Genomic DNA, 16,452 nt, shown 5'->3' on the forward strand with positions numbered 1-16,452 from the left:
GAGTGGTACATGGCCAGCATGCGAGTACATGAATTGGCGAAAGAATTCGATATGACGAGCAAGGAATTGCTCGACCGGTTGCACGAGATGAAGATACCGGCGAAAAGCCATGCGAGCATGCTTGCCGATGCCTACGTCGATAAGATTCGAAAGAACCTGTCTCCTGAAATCAAGCAGCGCGCTGGCAAGATCGATGCGGAGGAAGCAAAGCAGCTTGCCGAGGAGAAGGCGCAAGAAGAGCGCAAGAAGGCCGAGGAAGAGGCCAACCGCCGCGCTGCTGTCGAGAAGGAGCGCGCGCTTCGCGAAGCCGAGCGCGCTCGCCGCGAGGGCGGTGCACCCAAGGGCGAGGCTCGCTCCGAGCAGCCGAAGCATACGCCTAAGAAGGCGCCTGTGAGCAGCGGCTTCGAGGGCCTTGCAAGCCAGATTGAGTCTGAGAAGGAGCGCGTCGCGCGCGAGAAAGCCGAGGCTCGCGCCAAGGCCCGCGCTGCGAAGATGGCGGCCGAAGTCGCCAAAAAGCAGGCGGTCGAGGAAGCGCTTCGCTCCCGCGGGAGGAAGTCTTCCAAGCCGGCGACGCAGCACAAGGGTCCGGCCCCCGTGCTCACGCCCAAGAAATCTTCCAACTTCAGCTCGCTGCTTTCCCAGATCGAGTCTGAGAAGCAGCGCATCGAGGCGCAGAAGGCCGAGCATGCCAACAAGCCCAAGCCCGAGCGCTCCGAGCGCGGCGGCAAGAAGGGCGAGCGTGGCGGCAAGAAGGGCAAGCGCGGCAACGTCGTGCAGGTCGTTCCCGAGCTCGAGAACCAGACCCAGGGCGAGGACCGCTATGCCCAGATGGCCGTACAGGCGGAGAAGCTCCAGCGCGACAAGGTGCTTGCCGAGGCGCGCGCCGCTGTAGCCGCCGCGAACTCGCATGAGGGTGAGGGCCGCCGCAAGAAGCGCAAGGAGAAGCGCCAGGCAGAGGCTCGCGAGCGCATGGAGATGGAGGCCATCCAGAAGGGTCTCGATCCCACGCTCGTGCTCGACGACTCCGTCGTGGAGATTCCCCAGGGTGCCAACGTCGCCAAGTTCGCCGAGCTGCTCGGCGTGCAGCCCAACGACGTCATTAAGCGCCTGTTCATGCTCGGCCAGGTGCTGACGCTCACCCAATCCATGTCCGATGACCTCATCGAGCTCATCGCCGACGACATGGGCCGCAAGGTCCGCGTGGTCTCCCCCGAGGAGGAGTACGCTGTCGTCTACCATGACTCCGAGGAAGACCTGAAGCCGCGTCCGCCTGTCGTTACCGTCATGGGTCACGTCGACCACGGCAAGACCTCGCTGCTCGACGCGATTCGCCATACTGGCGTTGCCGCAGGTGAAGCGGGCGGCATCACCCAGCACATCGGTGCATCCATCGTGAACATCGACGGTCGCCAGATCACCTTCATCGACACGCCCGGCCACGAGGCTTTTACCGCCATGCGTGCTCGCGGTGCTCAGGTTACCGACGTCATCGTGCTCGTCGTCGCCGCTGATGATGGCGTCATGCCGCAGACCATCGAGGCAATCAACCATGCCAAGGCTGCCGATGTGCCCATCGTCGTCGCGGTGAACAAGATCGACAAGCCCGGCGCGAATCCCGACCGCGTCCGCCAGGAGCTCGTCGAACATGGCGTCATCCCCGAAGAGTGGGGCGGCAAGAACATGTTCGTCGAGGTTTCCGCGAAGAAGAAGCTCCACATCGACGACCTGCTCGAGACCATCCTTCTGCAGGCCGACGTGCTCGAGCTCAAGGCGAACCCCGATGCCGAGGCATCCGGCTACGTCATCGAGGCGAACCTCGACAAGGGCCGTGGCCCGGTTGCGACGGTGCTCATCCACCGCGGTACGCTGCACACCGGCGACACCGTCGTCGCGGGCACGTCCTACGGCCGCGTCCGTGCGCTCATCGACCCGCGCGGCAATCATGTTGATTCCGCAGGTCCGGCCGATCCTGTTGAGATCCTCGGCCTGAACAGCGTTCCCACCGCAGGCGACGAGTTCCGCGTGTTCGAAGACGAGCGCGATGCCCGCAAGCTTGCCGAGGAGCGTGCGCTGCGTGCACGCCTCGCCGAGCAGGAGACGAAGTCCCACATGAGCCTCGACGACCTGTTCAGCCGCATCGAAGAGGGCAAGCAGACCGACCTGAACCTCATCGTGAAGGCCGACGTCCAGGGTTCGATCGAGGCTTTGCGCGATGCCTTCGAGAAGATGGACCAGTCCGAAGTGCGCATCAACATTGTGCACTCCGCCGTCGGCGGCATCACCGAGACCGACGTCACGCTCGCAGCTGCCTCCGATGCCATCATCATCGGCTTCAACGTTCGCCCGACTGGCAAGTCGAAGCAGCAGGCCGAGAAGGAAAAGGTCGACATCCGCCTGTATCGCGTCATCTACCAGGCGATCGAGGACATCAACGCCGCGCGCGTCGGCCTGCTCTCGCCCGACATCGTCGAGGAGGACACCGGCATCGCCGAGATTCGCGAGACCTTCAAGGTGCCCAAGGTTGGCACGATTGCGGGCTGCTACATCACCGACGGCGAGCTCCATCGCGACGACAAGGTTCGCATCGTTCGCGACGGCACCGTCATCTTCGAGGGCGAGATCGCCAGCTTGCGTCGCTTCAAGGACGACGTCAAGTCGGTCAAGCAGGGCTACGAGTGCGGCATCGGCATCAGCGGCTACCAGGACCTCAAGGTGGGCGACACCATCGAGGGCTACATCGTCAAAGAGGTCGAGCGCACGGAATAGGAGGTCGGCATGAAGCAGGGATCTTCCAGCCGCAAAGTTAACGAGCAGGCGCGCGAGGTCATCGCGAGCATCCTCCTGTTCGATATATCCGATCCCGAGTTGTCGATGGTCACGATCACCGGCTGCGAGGTGTCCTTCGACCGCAGCGTGTGCAACGTGTACTACTCGACGGACAGGCAGCGCTACGACAAGGTGGGCGAGGCGTTCACGCGCGCGAGCGGGCGCATCCGCTCGCTCATGGCGCGCCGTCTCTCCTGGCGCGTTGCCCCTGAGCTGCGCTTCATGCTCGATCGAAGCGTCGACACGGCGGAGCGCATCGCCGGTGCCTTGGCGCGCGAGTCGCAGCGTCCGCCGGTCATCGTGAAAGAGGAAGAAGAGGGCGAGTAGCATGCCGGTCACCCCGCAAACGAATGTTTCGCTTACGGAGATTTCCGCGGTTTTGAAATCGCGCGATGACTATGTGATCTGCGGACATGTGAGCCCCGACGGCGATTGTTTGGGCTCACAGCTCGCCTTGGCGGGAATCTTGCGACGCCTGGGAAAGCGGGTGACGTGCGTTTTGGCGAAACCCGAGAAGCCCGATGTTCGTCTCTCCTTCCTTCCGGGGCTTGCCGATATGGTCTACGCACGCGACTTCATGGGGGAGGTCGGGACGTTCGTGGCCGTCGATGTCCCGAACCGTGAGCGGATCGGTGATGCATCGCGCCTGCTCGACGAGGCGGAATATTCGATCACCATTGATCATCATGCGTATCCCGAGACAATGAGCACCCTTACGTATTGCAATCCATCGATGGCGGCAACATCGATGCTGATTTGGGAACTCTCGAAGTGCCTGCGCGTCGACAACTCGGGCGACATTGCGCTGTGTGCCTACACCGGCCTCGTTACCGATACTGGGCGCTTCCAGTACCAAAACGCCGACTCGCGCGCATTCGCATCGGCTTCCGAGATGATTACCGCCGGCGTTGATGCTTCTTTCGTTTCGCGCGAGGTGTATCAGAATCGCAGCGAGGCGTCGGTGCTTCTTGAGGCCTGCTCCATCAAGCATATGAAGCTCTTCTGCGGCGGGCAGGCGGCGATAAGCTATGTCACGCGTCGAGACTTCGAAAAGTGCCATGCGGTGAAGGCGGATTCCGAAGCGCTTATCGACACGCTTCGCTCCATCGCGGGCGTACGCGTTGCCTGCATGCTGCGCGAGCAGGGTGACTCGATCCGCGGGAGTTTCCGCGCGAAGGACGACACCGACGTTGCGGCCATCGCTGCCAGCTTCGGCGGCGGCGGGCACAAGGCTGCCGCAGGTTTTTCCATCGAGGGTCCTATCGAAGGTGCCCTTGCCAGAGTCGAGAAGGCTATCGAGCAGGCTCTCAAGTAAACTCGATATACAGTGAGGATGAGGCTTTATGGTGAAATGCGCATTGACACCGGGCACGTTCGACCCGATTACGGTGGGACATCTCGATGTCATCACCCGTGCGTCGCAGCTTGTCGATGAAGTCATCGTTGCCGTTGCTGAGTCGGTGAAGAAAAAACCGCTGTTCACCCTTGAGGAGCGCGTGGCGCTTGCGGAAGAGGCGACCCGGGACCTCGACAACGTTCGCGTCGTGCCTTTCGACGGTTTGCTCGTCGATTTTGCCCATGAGGTTGGTGCGACGGCGGTCGTCAAGGGTTTGCGAGCAATCACGGACTTCGAGTACGAGTTCCAAATGACGGCGATCAATTATCAGCTCGACCGCAACCTGGAAACGCTCTTCATCATGTCGACCCCGCAGCATATGTACCTCTCTTCTTCGGTGGTGCGGGAAATCGCATCTATGGGCGGCGACATCAAGGAGTTCGTGCCGCCCTGTGTCGAGCGGGCGCTTCGAGAGAAGTTCGGGAACTAATCGAGTTGAGTCCCTGTTCTGGCTCGTATCTTTTTGCGGGGTGCTTTCGACCAGGGGATTTCAGGGTATGAAATGAAAATCGGGAAAGCGGGATCACCCGCTTTCTTGTTGTATTGAAGGGATATTCGTGGCAGCTAAGAGGGGACAATCGGGCCTTTCGCTCATCGTTGGGGTGGACAAACCCTCGGGTATGAGCTCGCACGACGTGGTCAATCGGGTTCGCCGTATTTTCGGGGAGCGTCGTGTCGGTCATACAGGGACGCTCGATCCTTTGGCGTCGGGGGTGCTCTGCGTTTGCGTGGGGCCGGCGACGAGGCTTGACAATTACATGGTCGGGCATGACAAGCACTATCGTGTTCGAATCGCCTTCGGGGTCGGTGCCGACACCGACGATGTCGACGGCGAGCCCGTTAAGTTTAGCTCGGTGCCGAGCGGTGCTTTCGAGGAGCCGTTCGCGCTAGAGACGCTTGCGCGCTTCATCGGACCCCAAAAACAGCTTCCCCCGGCGTACTCCGCTGTCAAGGTTGGCGGCGTAAAGGCCTGCGATGCCGCGCGAAAGGGCAGAATAATCGAGTTGATGCCTCGCGATATCGAAGTGTACTCGGCGAAGCTTGCTGCGATCGTCCCTGGTGACGGGGACGTCTCCGTATTTTGGGATGTCGATTTCCATGTCTCGAAGGGTACCTATATCCGCGCGCTCGCTCGCGATATTGGCGTCTCGATAGGTTGCCCCGCCCATGTGGCCGCGCTCCGACGGACGAGTGCGGGCCTTCTGACGCTCGATGACTGCGTGAGCCTCGACGTGCTTGAGCGCATGGGCGTCGATGCTTCGCTCGACCCAGTGAAACTGCTCGGCTTCCGCTTCGCCTTTCTCGATGAGGCGGGTGCACGTTTGGTGGCGAACGGTAATCAGCTGCCCGCATCGACGGTTGAGCTTTGCGAGCGCCGCCATGCAAGTGCCGCGAGCGAGTTGTGCGCCTGCACGGCCGGTGTGCGCCAGAGTTGCTCTGCACCCGAAGACGGCGAGCGGATCGCGGTAATCGTCGGCAACAAGCTTGTGGGCATATATGCTTACGAGGAGCAACGGCAGCGCTACAATGCATGTTGCATCTTCCAGACAGGAGTGAGACGTGGCGGAGATATTTAACGTTGACGAGTCGTTCGACCGAAATCGGTTCGACGGCGCGTGCTGTGCATTCGGTGTGTTCGACGGTGTCCATAAGGGACACCAAGCGCTTCTCTCGTGCGCGATAGAGGATGCTGCGAAGCGGGGAAGCGCCTCGTTCGTGCTTACCTTCGACACCGATCCCGACGAGATGTTTCGCCCGAACGAGTTGAAAAAGCTTATGACCAATGGGGATCGCATTCAAGCGCTTGCCGCGTCGGGGGTCGATTTCGTCGCGGTTTTGCCTTTCACACGCGAGTTCGCGTCCTTGCCTCCCGAGCAGTTCCTTGCGTGGACTTTTGGGGAACATGCGCCTGCGAGCATTCATGTCGGTTGCGGATTCCGCTTCGGGGCTCGTGCGAAGGGCACCGATGAGACGCTTGCTGCGTGGGGTTCTCGCAATATGTGCGATGTCACCGCACATGAGCTTCTCTGCCTCGAGGGGGCTCCGGTAAGCGCGACGCGCATTAGGGGACTTCTTTCCGAGGGCGCCGTCGAAGAAGCTGCAAGGCTTCTCGGTAAGCCTTGGAAGGTGCGCGGCACGGTCGTGTCGGGTCGCGGCGAGGGTGCTCAGATGGGCATTCGCACCGCCAACCTCCGCATTCCCGATAACCTTCGCTCCATCGGTGACGGCGTCTATGCAGCTTACGTCATCGTTGACGGAAAGCGCTACAAGGCTGCGGTCAACATGGGCGTTGCGGCGACGTTTGCCGATCGCACGACTTCGAATTGCGAGGCTCATCTTCTTGACTTCGATGGAGATATCTACGGTCATGAGATTGAGCTCGAGTTCATCGCGTGGCTGCGCCCGATGCGCGCCTTCGACGATGTCGATGAATTGATCGCCGCTATCATGTCGAATATTGAATGGGTTCGCGAGCATCTTTGATCTGGTTTTCGAATTTACCTATTTGACCTGGATAAATCCCCTTGTCATGCAAATACATGACAAGGGGATTTTCTTGTCATGCGGCAAAATCATGGGTTTGCGTGATGGCTAAGAGGTCCTTCCCGTCGCATAGTCGTGGCAACACGTTGGCAAGGCAATGCAAAAGGAGCATCGCAATGAAAATTCTCGGAATGGGAACCCCTGAACTTCTTATCATCCTCGTCGTCGTTCTGTTGATTTTCGGGCCGAAGAACCTCCCGAAACTCGGTAGCGCGATCGGCAAGTCGATGAAGGGCCTGCGCGAGGGCCTCGGGTCGGGCAAGAAAGCCGAAGAGGCGAGCGACGAGAAAGAGGTCGCTGAGAATCTTGTTGAGTCCGAGTCGGACACCGAAGAGCAGGAGGCACCCAAGACCGCGAAGAAGCGCGTTGTGAAAAAGGTTGCTGCCGCTGAATAGCGAACCGCCAAACAAACCTAACCTTCCCTTGGGCGCATGGATATCTGCTATGCGCCCTTTCTGATTTCGCGGAGGGGTATCATCTGAGCTCCGTGCTTTACAATGGAGTCTGAAAAGATGGCCGTTCGACCGAAGGGAAGTTAGCGTGATCCAAGGTTTAAGCGACGCGAGGCGCGCTCGTTTCGCCATTCTGGGCTTCGCATCCTTCCAGGCCTGCGTCATCTCGCTTCTCTACATGGGGTCCAACTGCTCTTTCTCCCTCGGGAATCTCGAACTGGAGCGCGGAGAGCTTCTGTTTCCCCTGCTGTTCATGGTCTGCACGCTCGCCGCATGTGCTTTCGCCCCCAATTCGGTGCGTGCACGCCTGCTTTCATCTCCCGTTATCATTGCGAGCTCGCTGCTTATGGTGGCGGGCTCGCTCGCCGAGGAACTGCTCGGCACCCACGATGGGACGCTCCTTGCCCTCGAAGGCCTGCTTGTGGGCGCTCCGAGCGGTCTCGTGTTCGCCGCCTGGGGTCGTGCGCTTGGAGGCTTTGAAATCGAGCAGTCCGTACCCTGTGCCCTTATCGGGTCCGCGCTCGGCGCTGCCGTCTGCTTCCTTTTGGGTTCGAAGGCCCTTCCCTCCGAAGCTGAGCTCTTCATCTGCTTCTTACCGCTCGCATCGCTCGCGTTTCTGCTTGCGCTCCAGCGAATCGGTGCCACTTTGCCCAAACCAAAAGATGCGGCGATCAAGCCTGACGAGTCGAAGAAGAACCGTTTCACAAGACGCCTTCTTCTGGGAACGCTGCTCTTCGGTCTGGCGACAGGAATCATGCAGACGTACGGATCCGACCCTGGTATGGACGCGACGCCGACGCTTCCCGTCACGCTCGTGCTCTTCATCCTGTTCTGCCTTGCCGCGCTACAGCTCTTCGGAGGCGAGGGGGCCAAACCCGCCCCGAAGGACGCGCCCCGCCCAGAAGGCGGGATGCTCGCCGCTATCTCGCGCGGTGTCGCCTTCGTCCAGGGCGGCGATGCAGGCCCGCTTGGCGGCACCTATCGGCTCTCGGGGCTTTTGCTCATGGGCGGCTTCCTCTTCGTTGAGGTCCTCGGTGACATCGGCGTGCCCGGCGAGGCAGTCGCCATGTCGGGTTTTCTCGCCCTCATCGTCGTCATGGTCTCGCTCTTCCTCGTCATGGGCAAGATCGACGGGGGAGACGCCGCCGTCACATTCGGGCGGGGCTTCGCCGCGCTTATCCTCGGCGAGTTCATGGGGCTTGTCGTCGGCAACTTCTTCGACATCGCGTTTTTCGGAAGTGCGGCCTCCCATCTCATGTGCGCACTCGCCGGATTATGCGCCTTGATCGCCTACCTTTACCTGTTCACCGAGCGCGACTTCTCAGCGCTCTCGCAAGTTGCCATCACGCTCGATCGCTTCGATGCCACGTGCCGCAAGATCAGCAAACAAGCAGGGCTTTCCCCCCGTGAGGCGGAGGTTCTGCCCCTTGCCCTCAAAGGCCGCACCGGCGAGCGAATCGCGAGCGAGCTTTGCATCTCGAAGAGCACGGTCGACACGCACCTGCGCCGCATCTATGCCAAATGCGGGGTGCATAACCGCCAAGAGCTCATCGATTTCGCCGAAAGCCATAGTTAACTTTTTGTGAATTCTCATCACTTTTTGTTATCGTCAGTTTACAATCCTTTCTTGTCGTTACCTTGGGCTAACTATGCGTCTGCCCATAACCAGAAAGGACTCTATCATGAAGAAGAAGACGTTCAACTCCCTGCTCGTTGGCGCTGGCTTTCTTGCCGGCACGGTCGGTGTGAAGGCACTCACCTCCAAGACTGCCAGGAAGTGCTACGTGCTGGGTGTCGCCAAGGGCCTGCAGGTGAAGCAAGGCTATCAGAACATCGTCGAAGAGGCGAAGGCTCAGGTCGACGACATCGTTGCCGAGGCGAACTACATTAACCTCGCCGAATCCGAGAAGGCTGAAGCTGCCAAGGACGAGCAGTAAAGAAGCCGCTCGATGAAATATACGATAGAGCATGAGATACCCGGGCGGATCCGCGTTAGGCTCTACGGTCGCGTGCCCGAAGCGGACGTCGATGCGCTCGAGTCGCTCATGACGGCATGCCCCTGCGTGTCGTCAGTCAACGTCTATCCGCGCATCGGGTCGCTCTCGGTCACTTTTGCAGGTGGGGATAACGCGCGTGCTGCCGTTCTTTCCGCGATGGACGCCGTCGACGCGAAGTCCATCGAGAAGGCGAAGCTCGCGTGCCCGACGGCGCTTTCGGTCAGGACGCACTCCCTGCTGATGGACATCGCGTTGCTCGTCGGCTCCCACTTCGCACGAAAATGGTTCCTTCCTGCGCCCTTGCGTGCCATTCATACGATTTGGCATTATCGCCTCTTCCTGAAGGCTGCCGTGAACTCGCTTCTGCATGCACGACTCGATGTGCCCGTTCTCGATGCGGCGGCCATTGGGATCTCGTTTGTGATGGGCGACTTCGTGACGGCGTCGTCAACGATGTTCTTGCTCGATTTGGGCGAGACGCTGGAAGACTACACGCGTGCGCGCTCGGAGAACCAGCTGATCTACTCCTTGCTCGGCGCGCCCGAGAACGCGCAGCTCGTCTGCGGCGACGAGGAAATGACCGTTCCCACCGCCAACCTGAAGGCAGGTGACCTGATTGCTGTGCGCACTGGTATGCCGGTAAGCGTCGACGGTGTGGTCGAGCGCGGTGTGGCCATGGTGAACCAGTCGACCCTAACCGGCGAGCCGCTTGCCGTCGAGCGAACGGTGGGGGACGACGTCTTCGCGGGTACCGCGTGCGAAGACGGCGAGATCTTCGTCCGCGTCAAGGCGGCGACGGGCGAGACGAAGCTTCGTTCCATTGTCTCGCTGGTCGAGCTGTCCCAAAGCATGAAAGCTGATGTGCAGACGAAGCGCGAGCGCTTGGCCGACCGCATCGTGCCGTGGAACTTCCTGCTCGCGGGCGTCGTCGCCCTCACCACGCGCAGCCTCGTGAAAACTTCAGCTGCACTCATGGTCGACTACTCGTGCGCGCTCAAGCTCACGGGGTCAATCTCGGTTTTGTCCGCCATGAGCCAGGCCGCCAAGGCGGGCTTCACGGTGAAGGGGTCGAAGCATTTCGAGGCATTCGCCCAGGCCGACACGATCGTCTTCGACAAGACCGGCACGCTTACCGAGGCGCAACCCCAGGTGAAATGCGTTATCGCGCTCGACGGATGGAACCGGACCCAGGTCCTTCGCTTCGCGGCGTGCCTGGAAGAGCACTTCCCGCATCCCGTCGCGCGTGCCGTTGTTCGCGCCGCAGCCGAGAAGAACCTCAAGCATCGTGAACGTCATGCCGCTGTGGAGTACATCGTGGCACACGGCATCGCGAGCTCGATCGACGGCAAGCGGGCGGTAATCGGGTCGAGGCACTTCGTCGTCGAGGACGAGAAGGTCGTCGTCACCGACGAGGACCAGCGCAAAATCGACGCCGAGGCGAGCGATCTCTCGACGCTCTACCTCGCCGTCGATGGTGTGCTCGTGGGCGTCATCGGCATTGACGACCCCTTGAAGGCGGGTGTCTCGGAGGCGATCGGAAGCTTGCGCGACCTCGGCTTCGATCGGATCATCATGCTGACGGGCGACAACGAGAAGACGGCCGCCCGTATCGCACAGGCGGCGGGTATCACCGAATTCCGCGCCGACCTGCTTCCTGAGGACAAGCACGGGTTCGTGGAACAGCTGAAAGCCGAGGGTTGCAAGGTGGTCATGGTGGGCGACGGGGTGAACGATTCCCCCGCGCTTTCCGCGGCCACGGTCGGCGTTGCCATGGGGCAGGGCACCGCGATTGCCAAGGAAGTCGCCGACATCACGCTCTCGGAGGGCGACCTGCACTCGCTCGTCCAGATGCGCATGCTCTCACGTGGCCTCATGGGACGCATGGACACCTCGTTCGCGCAGACCATCGCCTTCAACTCGGCACTCTTGGCGCTGGGCATCGGCGGTATCATCACGCCGCAGGTCTCATCGCTTCTGCACAACGCGTCGACGATCGCGCTCAGCATGCACAGCTCGCGTGCGTACAATCTTTAGAGCTTCGGCTTTGTGCCCTTCCCATCGCAAGATGGCTCGGGTATCGTAGGCGAGGGCGGGAACCCGCAAAGGGACCCGCCCTCGCTTTGCTTACGACGAAAGGACGGCATGAAAGTCACGATCTACACCGACGGCTCTTCGCGTGGAAACCCCGGCCCCGGCGGCTATGGCGCGGTGCTGCAGTTCGTCGACTCGACGGGCAAGCTGCACGAGCGCGAGCTCTCGCAGGGGTATGCCACCACGACGAACAACCGCATGGAGCTGCTCGGGGTGATCGTCGCGCTCGAGGCGCTCAAGCGTCCGTGCACCGTCGAGGTCCATTCGGACTCGCAGTACGTGGTGAACGCTTTCAACCAGCATTGGGTCGATGGCTGGCTCAAGCGCGGCTGGAAGAACGCGAAGAAGGAGCCCGTCAAAAACTCCGACCTCTGGAGGCGCCTGCTCGAGGCGAAAAAGCCGCATGACGTAACCTTCGTGTGGGTGAAGGGTCATGCGGGCCACCCCGAAAACGAGCGCTGCGATACTCTTGCGACCGCCGCAGCCGACGGAAATAACCTTCTCGAGGATACCGGCTTTACCTGTTAGTGCAGGTCGGCGCAGTAGCCGCGCAGTTGGATTTGGGTTGCGTGCTCGGGGAACAGGTGCGCGTAGAGCGCCATGAAGTAGCTGTCCGTCATCGAGGCGATGTAGTCGACCACGATCTGGTTCGGCTCTGTCGCGCCCACGTAGCGCTCACGCGTGATCGAACGCGACTTTCTCGCGAGATAATCGATATGGTGCCTGAATATCGCTGACTCCTCGCGTCCTTCAGTCAAATCGCGTAGAAGCTTCTCGTAGACCTCCTCGAACATCTCCCCGACGGTGATGCCGTCGCTTGCGGCAAGGCCCTCCTTGTTGTAGATGATCTCGTAGTTCTGGCGTTTCGCGCGCTTGAGGTCGTTAAACATCGCCTCGCTCATGGCGATGCGGTCCCTGCCGTAGCTTTCGTTCACGATGTCGGCCGTGAGGTTGTTTATGATCTGCGCGTTTGCCTTGCCCATCACCGTGGAGTCAAACTCGTCGAGCGAGGCGAGCGCGCCCATGTCCATCGCGTCTTGGCGGTCCTTGCCCACATATGCGATCATGTCGGCTACGCGCACGACGCAACCTTCGAGCGTGGAGGGGCGCAGCGTGGAAATGACCTGCTCGTCGGCCGTGCACTCCTCGACGAGCGCGTCGAGCGCCTCGAACGTTCCTACGTGCCCGCGCTTGAGCTCCTGCTGGGCGAACTCGCCGTTGTGGCAGAGCACTCCGTCGAGCGTTTGCAAGCTCACGTTGCGGCGATAGAGCTGGTCGAGCACGCGTACGGAATGGACGTTGTGGTTGAAGTAGCGATCGGTGCGCTCGTGGTAGCAACGGGATAAGAACCGCTCGCCCGCATGCCCGAACGGCGTGTGCCCCAGATCGTGCCCGAGCGCTATGGCCTCGATGAGGTCGCAGTTCAGTCCGAGCAGCCGCCCGATTCCCCGTGCGACGCGGCTTACCAGCTGCACGTGCAGGCCGCGTCGGCAGATGTCGTCGTTCTCGACGAAGGAGAACACCTGTGTCTTGCCCGCGTATCGGTTGTAGGCGGGCATGTTCACAATCTTCTCGATGTCGCGTGCGAACGCGGGACGGGCGATCGTCGCTGTGTCGTGAGGGTTGGGCTCCCGCCTGGCCACGTCCTCGTCGCGAAAGCGGTAGGGGCTCATCCGCCCCGCCTCGCGGTCGGTGCGGATCTGCTCCTCGATTGCGGGGTCTATCGTCAGATAGGGTATGGAATCCTTCGACATAGTTGCCTTCCTTCTCGCGGCAGGTGCGACCCTGTCGCAAAGATGAGCGCTCGCTGCGCTTTTCCTTGTTTGCCGCCATTGTAGCAGTGGTGTGCGCATTCGGCTCGGGTTGTAGGCGCACTGCGCATTTGGCCGCGCTCGCGGGGCGGGCGTTCGTTGGTCGTGCTACCATATCCCATTGATTAGCAAGCACCGTATACCAGGTGAGGGGATGTGCCAATGCCTTGGGTTTTGATCATACTGATCGTCGTCGTCGCGATCGGCCTGTTCGGGTTTTTGTCGTCTAAGGTCGACGAGCTCTCTGGAATCGGCCGCGAGCATACCGCGGGATCGTTCCGCTGGCCGCACGGCAAGGTCGTTCGCACGCGCATTCTTTCTGCGGAAAAGGAACACGAACGCGGCGAGATCGCGAAGAAGGTGCTGCTTCCGTGCATCGTCATCGCTGCCGTCTGCGCGGTTCTCACCATGTTCGGGCCCGTCGTCTCCTACGGCAACGTGCTTACCGTGGCATCGCTTCTCGCATCGCTTGTTATCGCGACCCTTGTCTGCGGGAAAAGCGACGCCGGCCGCGCGTTCTGCTATGCGGTGGCGGGTCTCGGAATCGCCTGCACCGTCCTCATCCTGATCACGCGCGCCTACGTGTCGGTCTCCACCGCCGAGGTGAACGCTTTCACGGCCATCTTCGGGGCCGTGGGTGCCTCGGTGGGGGCTGCGATCCTTCCTGCGCGCGTCACCTTCGCCCGCGAGTTCGCCGACGAGACCGTCGGTTGCGTGCGCCTCTCTCAGCGTACGGCGGCGGCTGCGCTCCTGCTCGATCTGCAGGACAAGGAATGGGAAGTCCCCGAGCACGTGAGAGAACAGGCGAAGCGCCTCGAGAAGCGCAGCAAGGTTTCTCCTGCTGCTGCTTCTCAGCCTCCCTCGCGCAAAAACGAAGAGTAGGCGGGTGCCCTATGCCCGGCGGGCGCATAACCGACGAGGACATCCAGAAGGTTCGCGACGCGAGCGACATCGTCGCCGTGTTCAGCGAGCGCGTTCCCGTGAAGCAGCGCGGCCGCGACTTCTGGTGCTGCTGTCCCTTCCATAACGAGAAATCGCCTTCGTGCAAGATCGACCCTGCTTTGCAGCTGTGGCACTGCTTCGGTTGCGGTGAGGGCGGGGATGTGTTCGCGTTCATCATGAAGGCTGAGGACCTCTCGTTCCCCGAGGCGGTCCATAGGCTTGCTGAGCGCGCGCATATCGATATCGTCGAAGTGGGCGGAAAGCCTACCGCACCCGCGAGCAAGAAAGCGCGCCTGAAAGATATATGCAAGGCGACCGCCGAGTTCTATCATCTCCAGCTCATGCGCTTGAAGTCGCCCGAGGCGTCGGCCGCGCGCGAGTACCTTTCGGGGCGCAACTTGGGCGGCAAGGTCCCTCATGACTGGAACCTTGGGTTCGCCCCCGGGCGCGGTGTGCTCACGCGCCATCTTTCATCGAAAGGCTTCAAGGCCGACGAGATGGTCGAGGCGAACGTATGCAGCCGTGATTCCCAGGGCAAGCTGCGCGACCGTTTCTACAACCGCATCATGTTCCCCATAAACGACGTGACGGGAGACTGCATCGCGTTCGGCGGGCGCGTCGTCGGGAAAGGGGAGCCGAAATACCTCAATTCCCAGGAGACGCCGCTGTTCCACAAGTCGCAGGTGCTTTACGGTCTCGACAAGGCGAAAGTCGCCATGGCGTCGAGCGGCGTCGCCATCGTGTGCGAAGGATACACCGATGTCATCGCGCTTCACGAAGGGGGAGTGCGCAACGCGGTGGCCACGCTCGGCACGGCGCTCACCATGCGTCACATTCGCATCCTCGGACGTCATGCGCAAAAGAAGATCGTCTATCTCTTCGACGGTGACGCTGCAGGTCAGAAGGCAGCCGACCGAGCACTGGAGTTCATCGACTCCTCGATGACGCCCGAGGCGGGCAAAACGAGGATCGAGCTGTGCGCCGTCACCCTGCCCGACAACCTCGACCCTGCTGAGTACATGGCCTCGCACAGCGCCGCCGAGCTTGAGGAACTTATCGAGCACGCGCAGCCGCTTTTGAAATACGGCATCGATCGTCGTCTTGCTGCACACGACCTCTCGAGTGCGGAGGGCAGGTCCGCCGCACTCGCATCGGCGCTCTCGGTGCTCGCTCCCATCAAGGACTCCCTGCTTGCGAAGGACTACGCTATCCAAATTGCGGGGCGTACCCGTGCCCGCGAGGAGGATGTGCTCGAGGCTCTCTCAAAGCTTGCTCCCCCCGTTCGCTACGGCGAAGCGTCGGCCGAGGAGGCGGCGGCTCAAGCCCCCGTTCCCGCCCAAGGTCCGGCGCGTCGGGCGCTTTCGAAGACCGAGCTCAACCGACTGCGTCTCGAGCGCGAGCTTCTCAGCGTGCTCGCCCAAAACCCGCTTATCGCACTTGCCCACGCGGACTCCCTCGCGCAGACAAAGTGGCACGACCCGCTGCATTCCGCCATCGCGTCGAGCATCCTCGATACGCTCATGTCCGACCCTGCCGCGAGCGCTGCGGCGATCGTGTCGAACGCGGCTGCCGTCGATGGCCGCGCTGGTCGTGTGCTCACCGCAGGGGGCAGCTCCACCGAAACGGCGTCTCCCGAAGAGGTTGCGCGCTTTCTCGCCGAAGAGCTCGCCATTGGCGACGCCGAGGACGCCATCGAGGAGCTTCGCTGCCAGCTTGCCAACGAGTCGCTTAAAGGAACCGAGGAATACGACTTCCTTTTCCAGGCAACGACGGCGCTTCAAAAGGAGCTGCTCGAGAAGCGTCTCGCCCACAAGCCCGTCGCGCACGAGGGCCGTCTGTAGTTTGCAAAACCTCGTAAAGTCTTGCGTGCGGTACACCGATGCGTAAATACGCTCTGGTATAATTAGGCATGCTTGTGAATAAGGAGGTGCACCAATGTCCCATATGGTTCTCTGGCTCGTCGTGGCCGCCGTCATGGCGCTTATCGAGGCCTTCTCGTTCGGGCTCATCACGATGTGGTTCGTCGTCGGCGCGCTCGTTGCGTTCGTCGCCGATCTGCTCGGTGCGAACTTCGTCGTGCAGGTCGCGCTGTTCCTCGTGGTCTCGGTGCTCTGCCTTGTTCTTCTCCGTCCCGTCGTCGTGAAGCACCGCAACCGCGGTCACTCGGCTGAGCCTACGCTTGTCGGCGAGCGCGGCGTCGTGTGCGAGACGATCGACAACGATGGGCTGACGGGCAGGGTCGAGCTTTCCGACCATATGACCTGGTCGGCGCGGTCGGCTACGGGGGAGGTCCTTCCTGTGGGCATGCGCGTCGAGGTCGTTGCCCAGGAGTCCATCAAGCTCATCGTCAAACCGTGTGAACCGGAAGCGTAAACCGTCCGCTATCGAAAGGA

The 16,452-nt window shown here is 61.3% G+C and carries 15 protein-coding genes; 14 read left to right on the forward strand and 1 reads right to left on the reverse strand.

Annotated features, from left to right (window positions below; translation table 11 throughout):
- The first annotated feature begins 9 nt into the window (after nt 1-9).
- From infB to rnhA, 11 genes are all read left to right on the forward strand, one after another.
- Nucleotides 10-2,766, forward strand: coding sequence for a translation initiation factor IF-2 (gene infB / locus F8C90_RS00410; protein WP_158048470.1), 2,757 nt, complete (start codon nt 10-12; stop codon nt 2,764-2,766).
- 9 nt (nt 2,767-2,775) lie between these two features.
- Entirely contained in the window at nt 2,776-3,153 is a 378-nt protein-coding gene (gene rbfA / locus F8C90_RS00415) for a 30S ribosome-binding factor RbfA (RefSeq protein WP_158048471.1), read from the forward strand.
- 1 nt (nt 3,154) lies between these two features.
- Nucleotides 3,155-4,141, forward strand: a complete 987-nt coding sequence (locus tag F8C90_RS00420; RefSeq protein WP_158048472.1) for a DHH family phosphoesterase — start codon at nt 3,155-3,157, stop codon at nt 4,139-4,141.
- Between the two features lie 31 nt (nt 4,142-4,172).
- On the forward strand, nt 4,173-4,652 hold the full coding sequence (coaD, locus tag F8C90_RS00425; protein ID WP_158048612.1) for a pantetheine-phosphate adenylyltransferase: 480 nt from the start codon (nt 4,173-4,175) through the stop codon (nt 4,650-4,652).
- A 127-nt stretch (nt 4,653-4,779) separates the two neighbouring features.
- Nucleotides 4,780-5,799, forward strand: coding sequence for a tRNA pseudouridine(55) synthase TruB (gene truB / locus F8C90_RS00430; RefSeq protein WP_246155715.1), 1,020 nt, complete (start codon nt 4,780-4,782; stop codon nt 5,797-5,799).
- A complete protein-coding gene (gene ribF, locus F8C90_RS00435; RefSeq protein WP_158048473.1) occupies nt 5,783-6,706 on the forward strand; it encodes a riboflavin biosynthesis protein RibF in 924 nt (307 codons plus the stop codon). Before truB ends, ribF begins: the two co-directional genes overlap by 17 nt.
- Before the next feature lie 176 nt (nt 6,707-6,882).
- Nucleotides 6,883-7,161 carry a twin-arginine translocase TatA/TatE family subunit gene (locus tag F8C90_RS00440; protein WP_158048474.1) on the forward strand — a complete coding sequence of 93 codons (279 nt, stop codon included), beginning with the start codon at nt 6,883-6,885 and terminating at the stop codon, nt 7,159-7,161.
- A 145-nt stretch (nt 7,162-7,306) separates the two neighbouring features.
- Nucleotides 7,307-8,794 (forward strand): helix-turn-helix transcriptional regulator, encoded by a 1,488-nt coding sequence (locus F8C90_RS00445; RefSeq protein ID WP_158048475.1) that lies wholly within the window; start codon nt 7,307-7,309, stop codon nt 8,792-8,794.
- Nucleotides 8,795-8,900: 106 nt separating this feature from the next.
- Complete coding sequence (locus F8C90_RS00450; RefSeq protein WP_158048476.1) at nt 8,901-9,155, forward strand: DUF6110 family protein; 255 nt, start codon at nt 8,901-8,903, stop codon at nt 9,153-9,155.
- Nucleotides 9,156-9,167: 12 nt separating this feature from the next.
- A complete protein-coding gene (locus F8C90_RS00455) occupies nt 9,168-11,249 on the forward strand; it encodes a heavy metal translocating P-type ATPase (protein WP_158048477.1) in 2,082 nt (693 codons plus the stop codon).
- A 108-nt stretch (nt 11,250-11,357) separates the two neighbouring features.
- Entirely contained in the window at nt 11,358-11,834 is a 477-nt protein-coding gene (gene rnhA, locus F8C90_RS00460) for a ribonuclease HI (protein ID WP_158048478.1), read from the forward strand.
- Here the strand turns inward: rnhA and F8C90_RS00465 are convergent.
- On the reverse strand, nt 11,831-13,060 hold the full coding sequence (locus tag F8C90_RS00465) for a deoxyguanosinetriphosphate triphosphohydrolase family protein (RefSeq protein ID WP_158048479.1): 1,230 nt from the start codon (nt 13,058-13,060) through the stop codon (nt 11,831-11,833). The two genes, rnhA and F8C90_RS00465, sit on opposite strands and share 4 nt — an antisense overlap.
- A gap of 219 nt (nt 13,061-13,279) precedes the next feature.
- Between F8C90_RS00465 and F8C90_RS00470 the strand changes: the two genes are divergently transcribed.
- From F8C90_RS00470 to F8C90_RS00480, 3 genes are all read left to right on the forward strand, one after another.
- On the forward strand, nt 13,280-13,999 hold the full coding sequence (locus F8C90_RS00470; RefSeq protein WP_158048480.1) for a hypothetical protein: 720 nt from the start codon (nt 13,280-13,282) through the stop codon (nt 13,997-13,999).
- Nucleotides 14,000-14,010: 11 nt separating this feature from the next.
- Entirely contained in the window at nt 14,011-15,900 is a 1,890-nt protein-coding gene (gene dnaG / locus F8C90_RS00475) for a DNA primase (protein ID WP_158048481.1), read from the forward strand.
- A gap of 94 nt (nt 15,901-15,994) precedes the next feature.
- A complete protein-coding gene (locus F8C90_RS00480; RefSeq protein WP_158048482.1) occupies nt 15,995-16,432 on the forward strand; it encodes an NfeD family protein in 438 nt (145 codons plus the stop codon).
- The last annotated feature ends 20 nt before the right edge of the window (nt 16,433-16,452 follow it).

It is taken from the genome of Ellagibacter isourolithinifaciens, assembly GCF_008831035.1.
Lineage (GTDB): Bacteria > Actinomycetota > Coriobacteriia > Coriobacteriales > Eggerthellaceae > Ellagibacter > Ellagibacter isourolithinifaciens.

Bases quoted from the DNA above. Each gene is read 5' to 3' on its own strand.
- F8C90_RS00465 (WP_158048479.1), bottom strand. From the start codon at position 13,060: ATGTCGAAGGATTCCATACCCTATCTGACGATAGACCCCGCAATCGAG.
- F8C90_RS00470 (WP_158048480.1), top strand. From the start codon at position 13,280: ATGCCTTGGGTTTTGATCATACTGATCGTCGTCGTCGCGATCGGCCTG.
- rbfA (WP_158048471.1), top strand. From the start codon at position 2,776: ATGAAGCAGGGATCTTCCAGCCGCAAAGTTAACGAGCAGGCGCGCGAG.
- F8C90_RS00450 (WP_158048476.1), top strand. From the start codon at position 8,901: ATGAAGAAGAAGACGTTCAACTCCCTGCTCGTTGGCGCTGGCTTTCTT.
- F8C90_RS00455 (WP_158048477.1), top strand. From the start codon at position 9,168: ATGAAATATACGATAGAGCATGAGATACCCGGGCGGATCCGCGTTAGG.
- F8C90_RS00420 (WP_158048472.1), top strand. From the start codon at position 3,155: ATGCCGGTCACCCCGCAAACGAATGTTTCGCTTACGGAGATTTCCGCG.
- infB (WP_158048470.1), top strand. From the start codon at position 10: ATGGCCAGCATGCGAGTACATGAATTGGCGAAAGAATTCGATATGACG.
- F8C90_RS00480 (WP_158048482.1), top strand. From the start codon at position 15,995: ATGTCCCATATGGTTCTCTGGCTCGTCGTGGCCGCCGTCATGGCGCTT.
- rnhA (WP_158048478.1), top strand. From the start codon at position 11,358: ATGAAAGTCACGATCTACACCGACGGCTCTTCGCGTGGAAACCCCGGC.
- F8C90_RS00440 (WP_158048474.1), top strand. From the start codon at position 6,883: ATGAAAATTCTCGGAATGGGAACCCCTGAACTTCTTATCATCCTCGTC.
- dnaG (WP_158048481.1), top strand. From the start codon at position 14,011: ATGCCCGGCGGGCGCATAACCGACGAGGACATCCAGAAGGTTCGCGAC.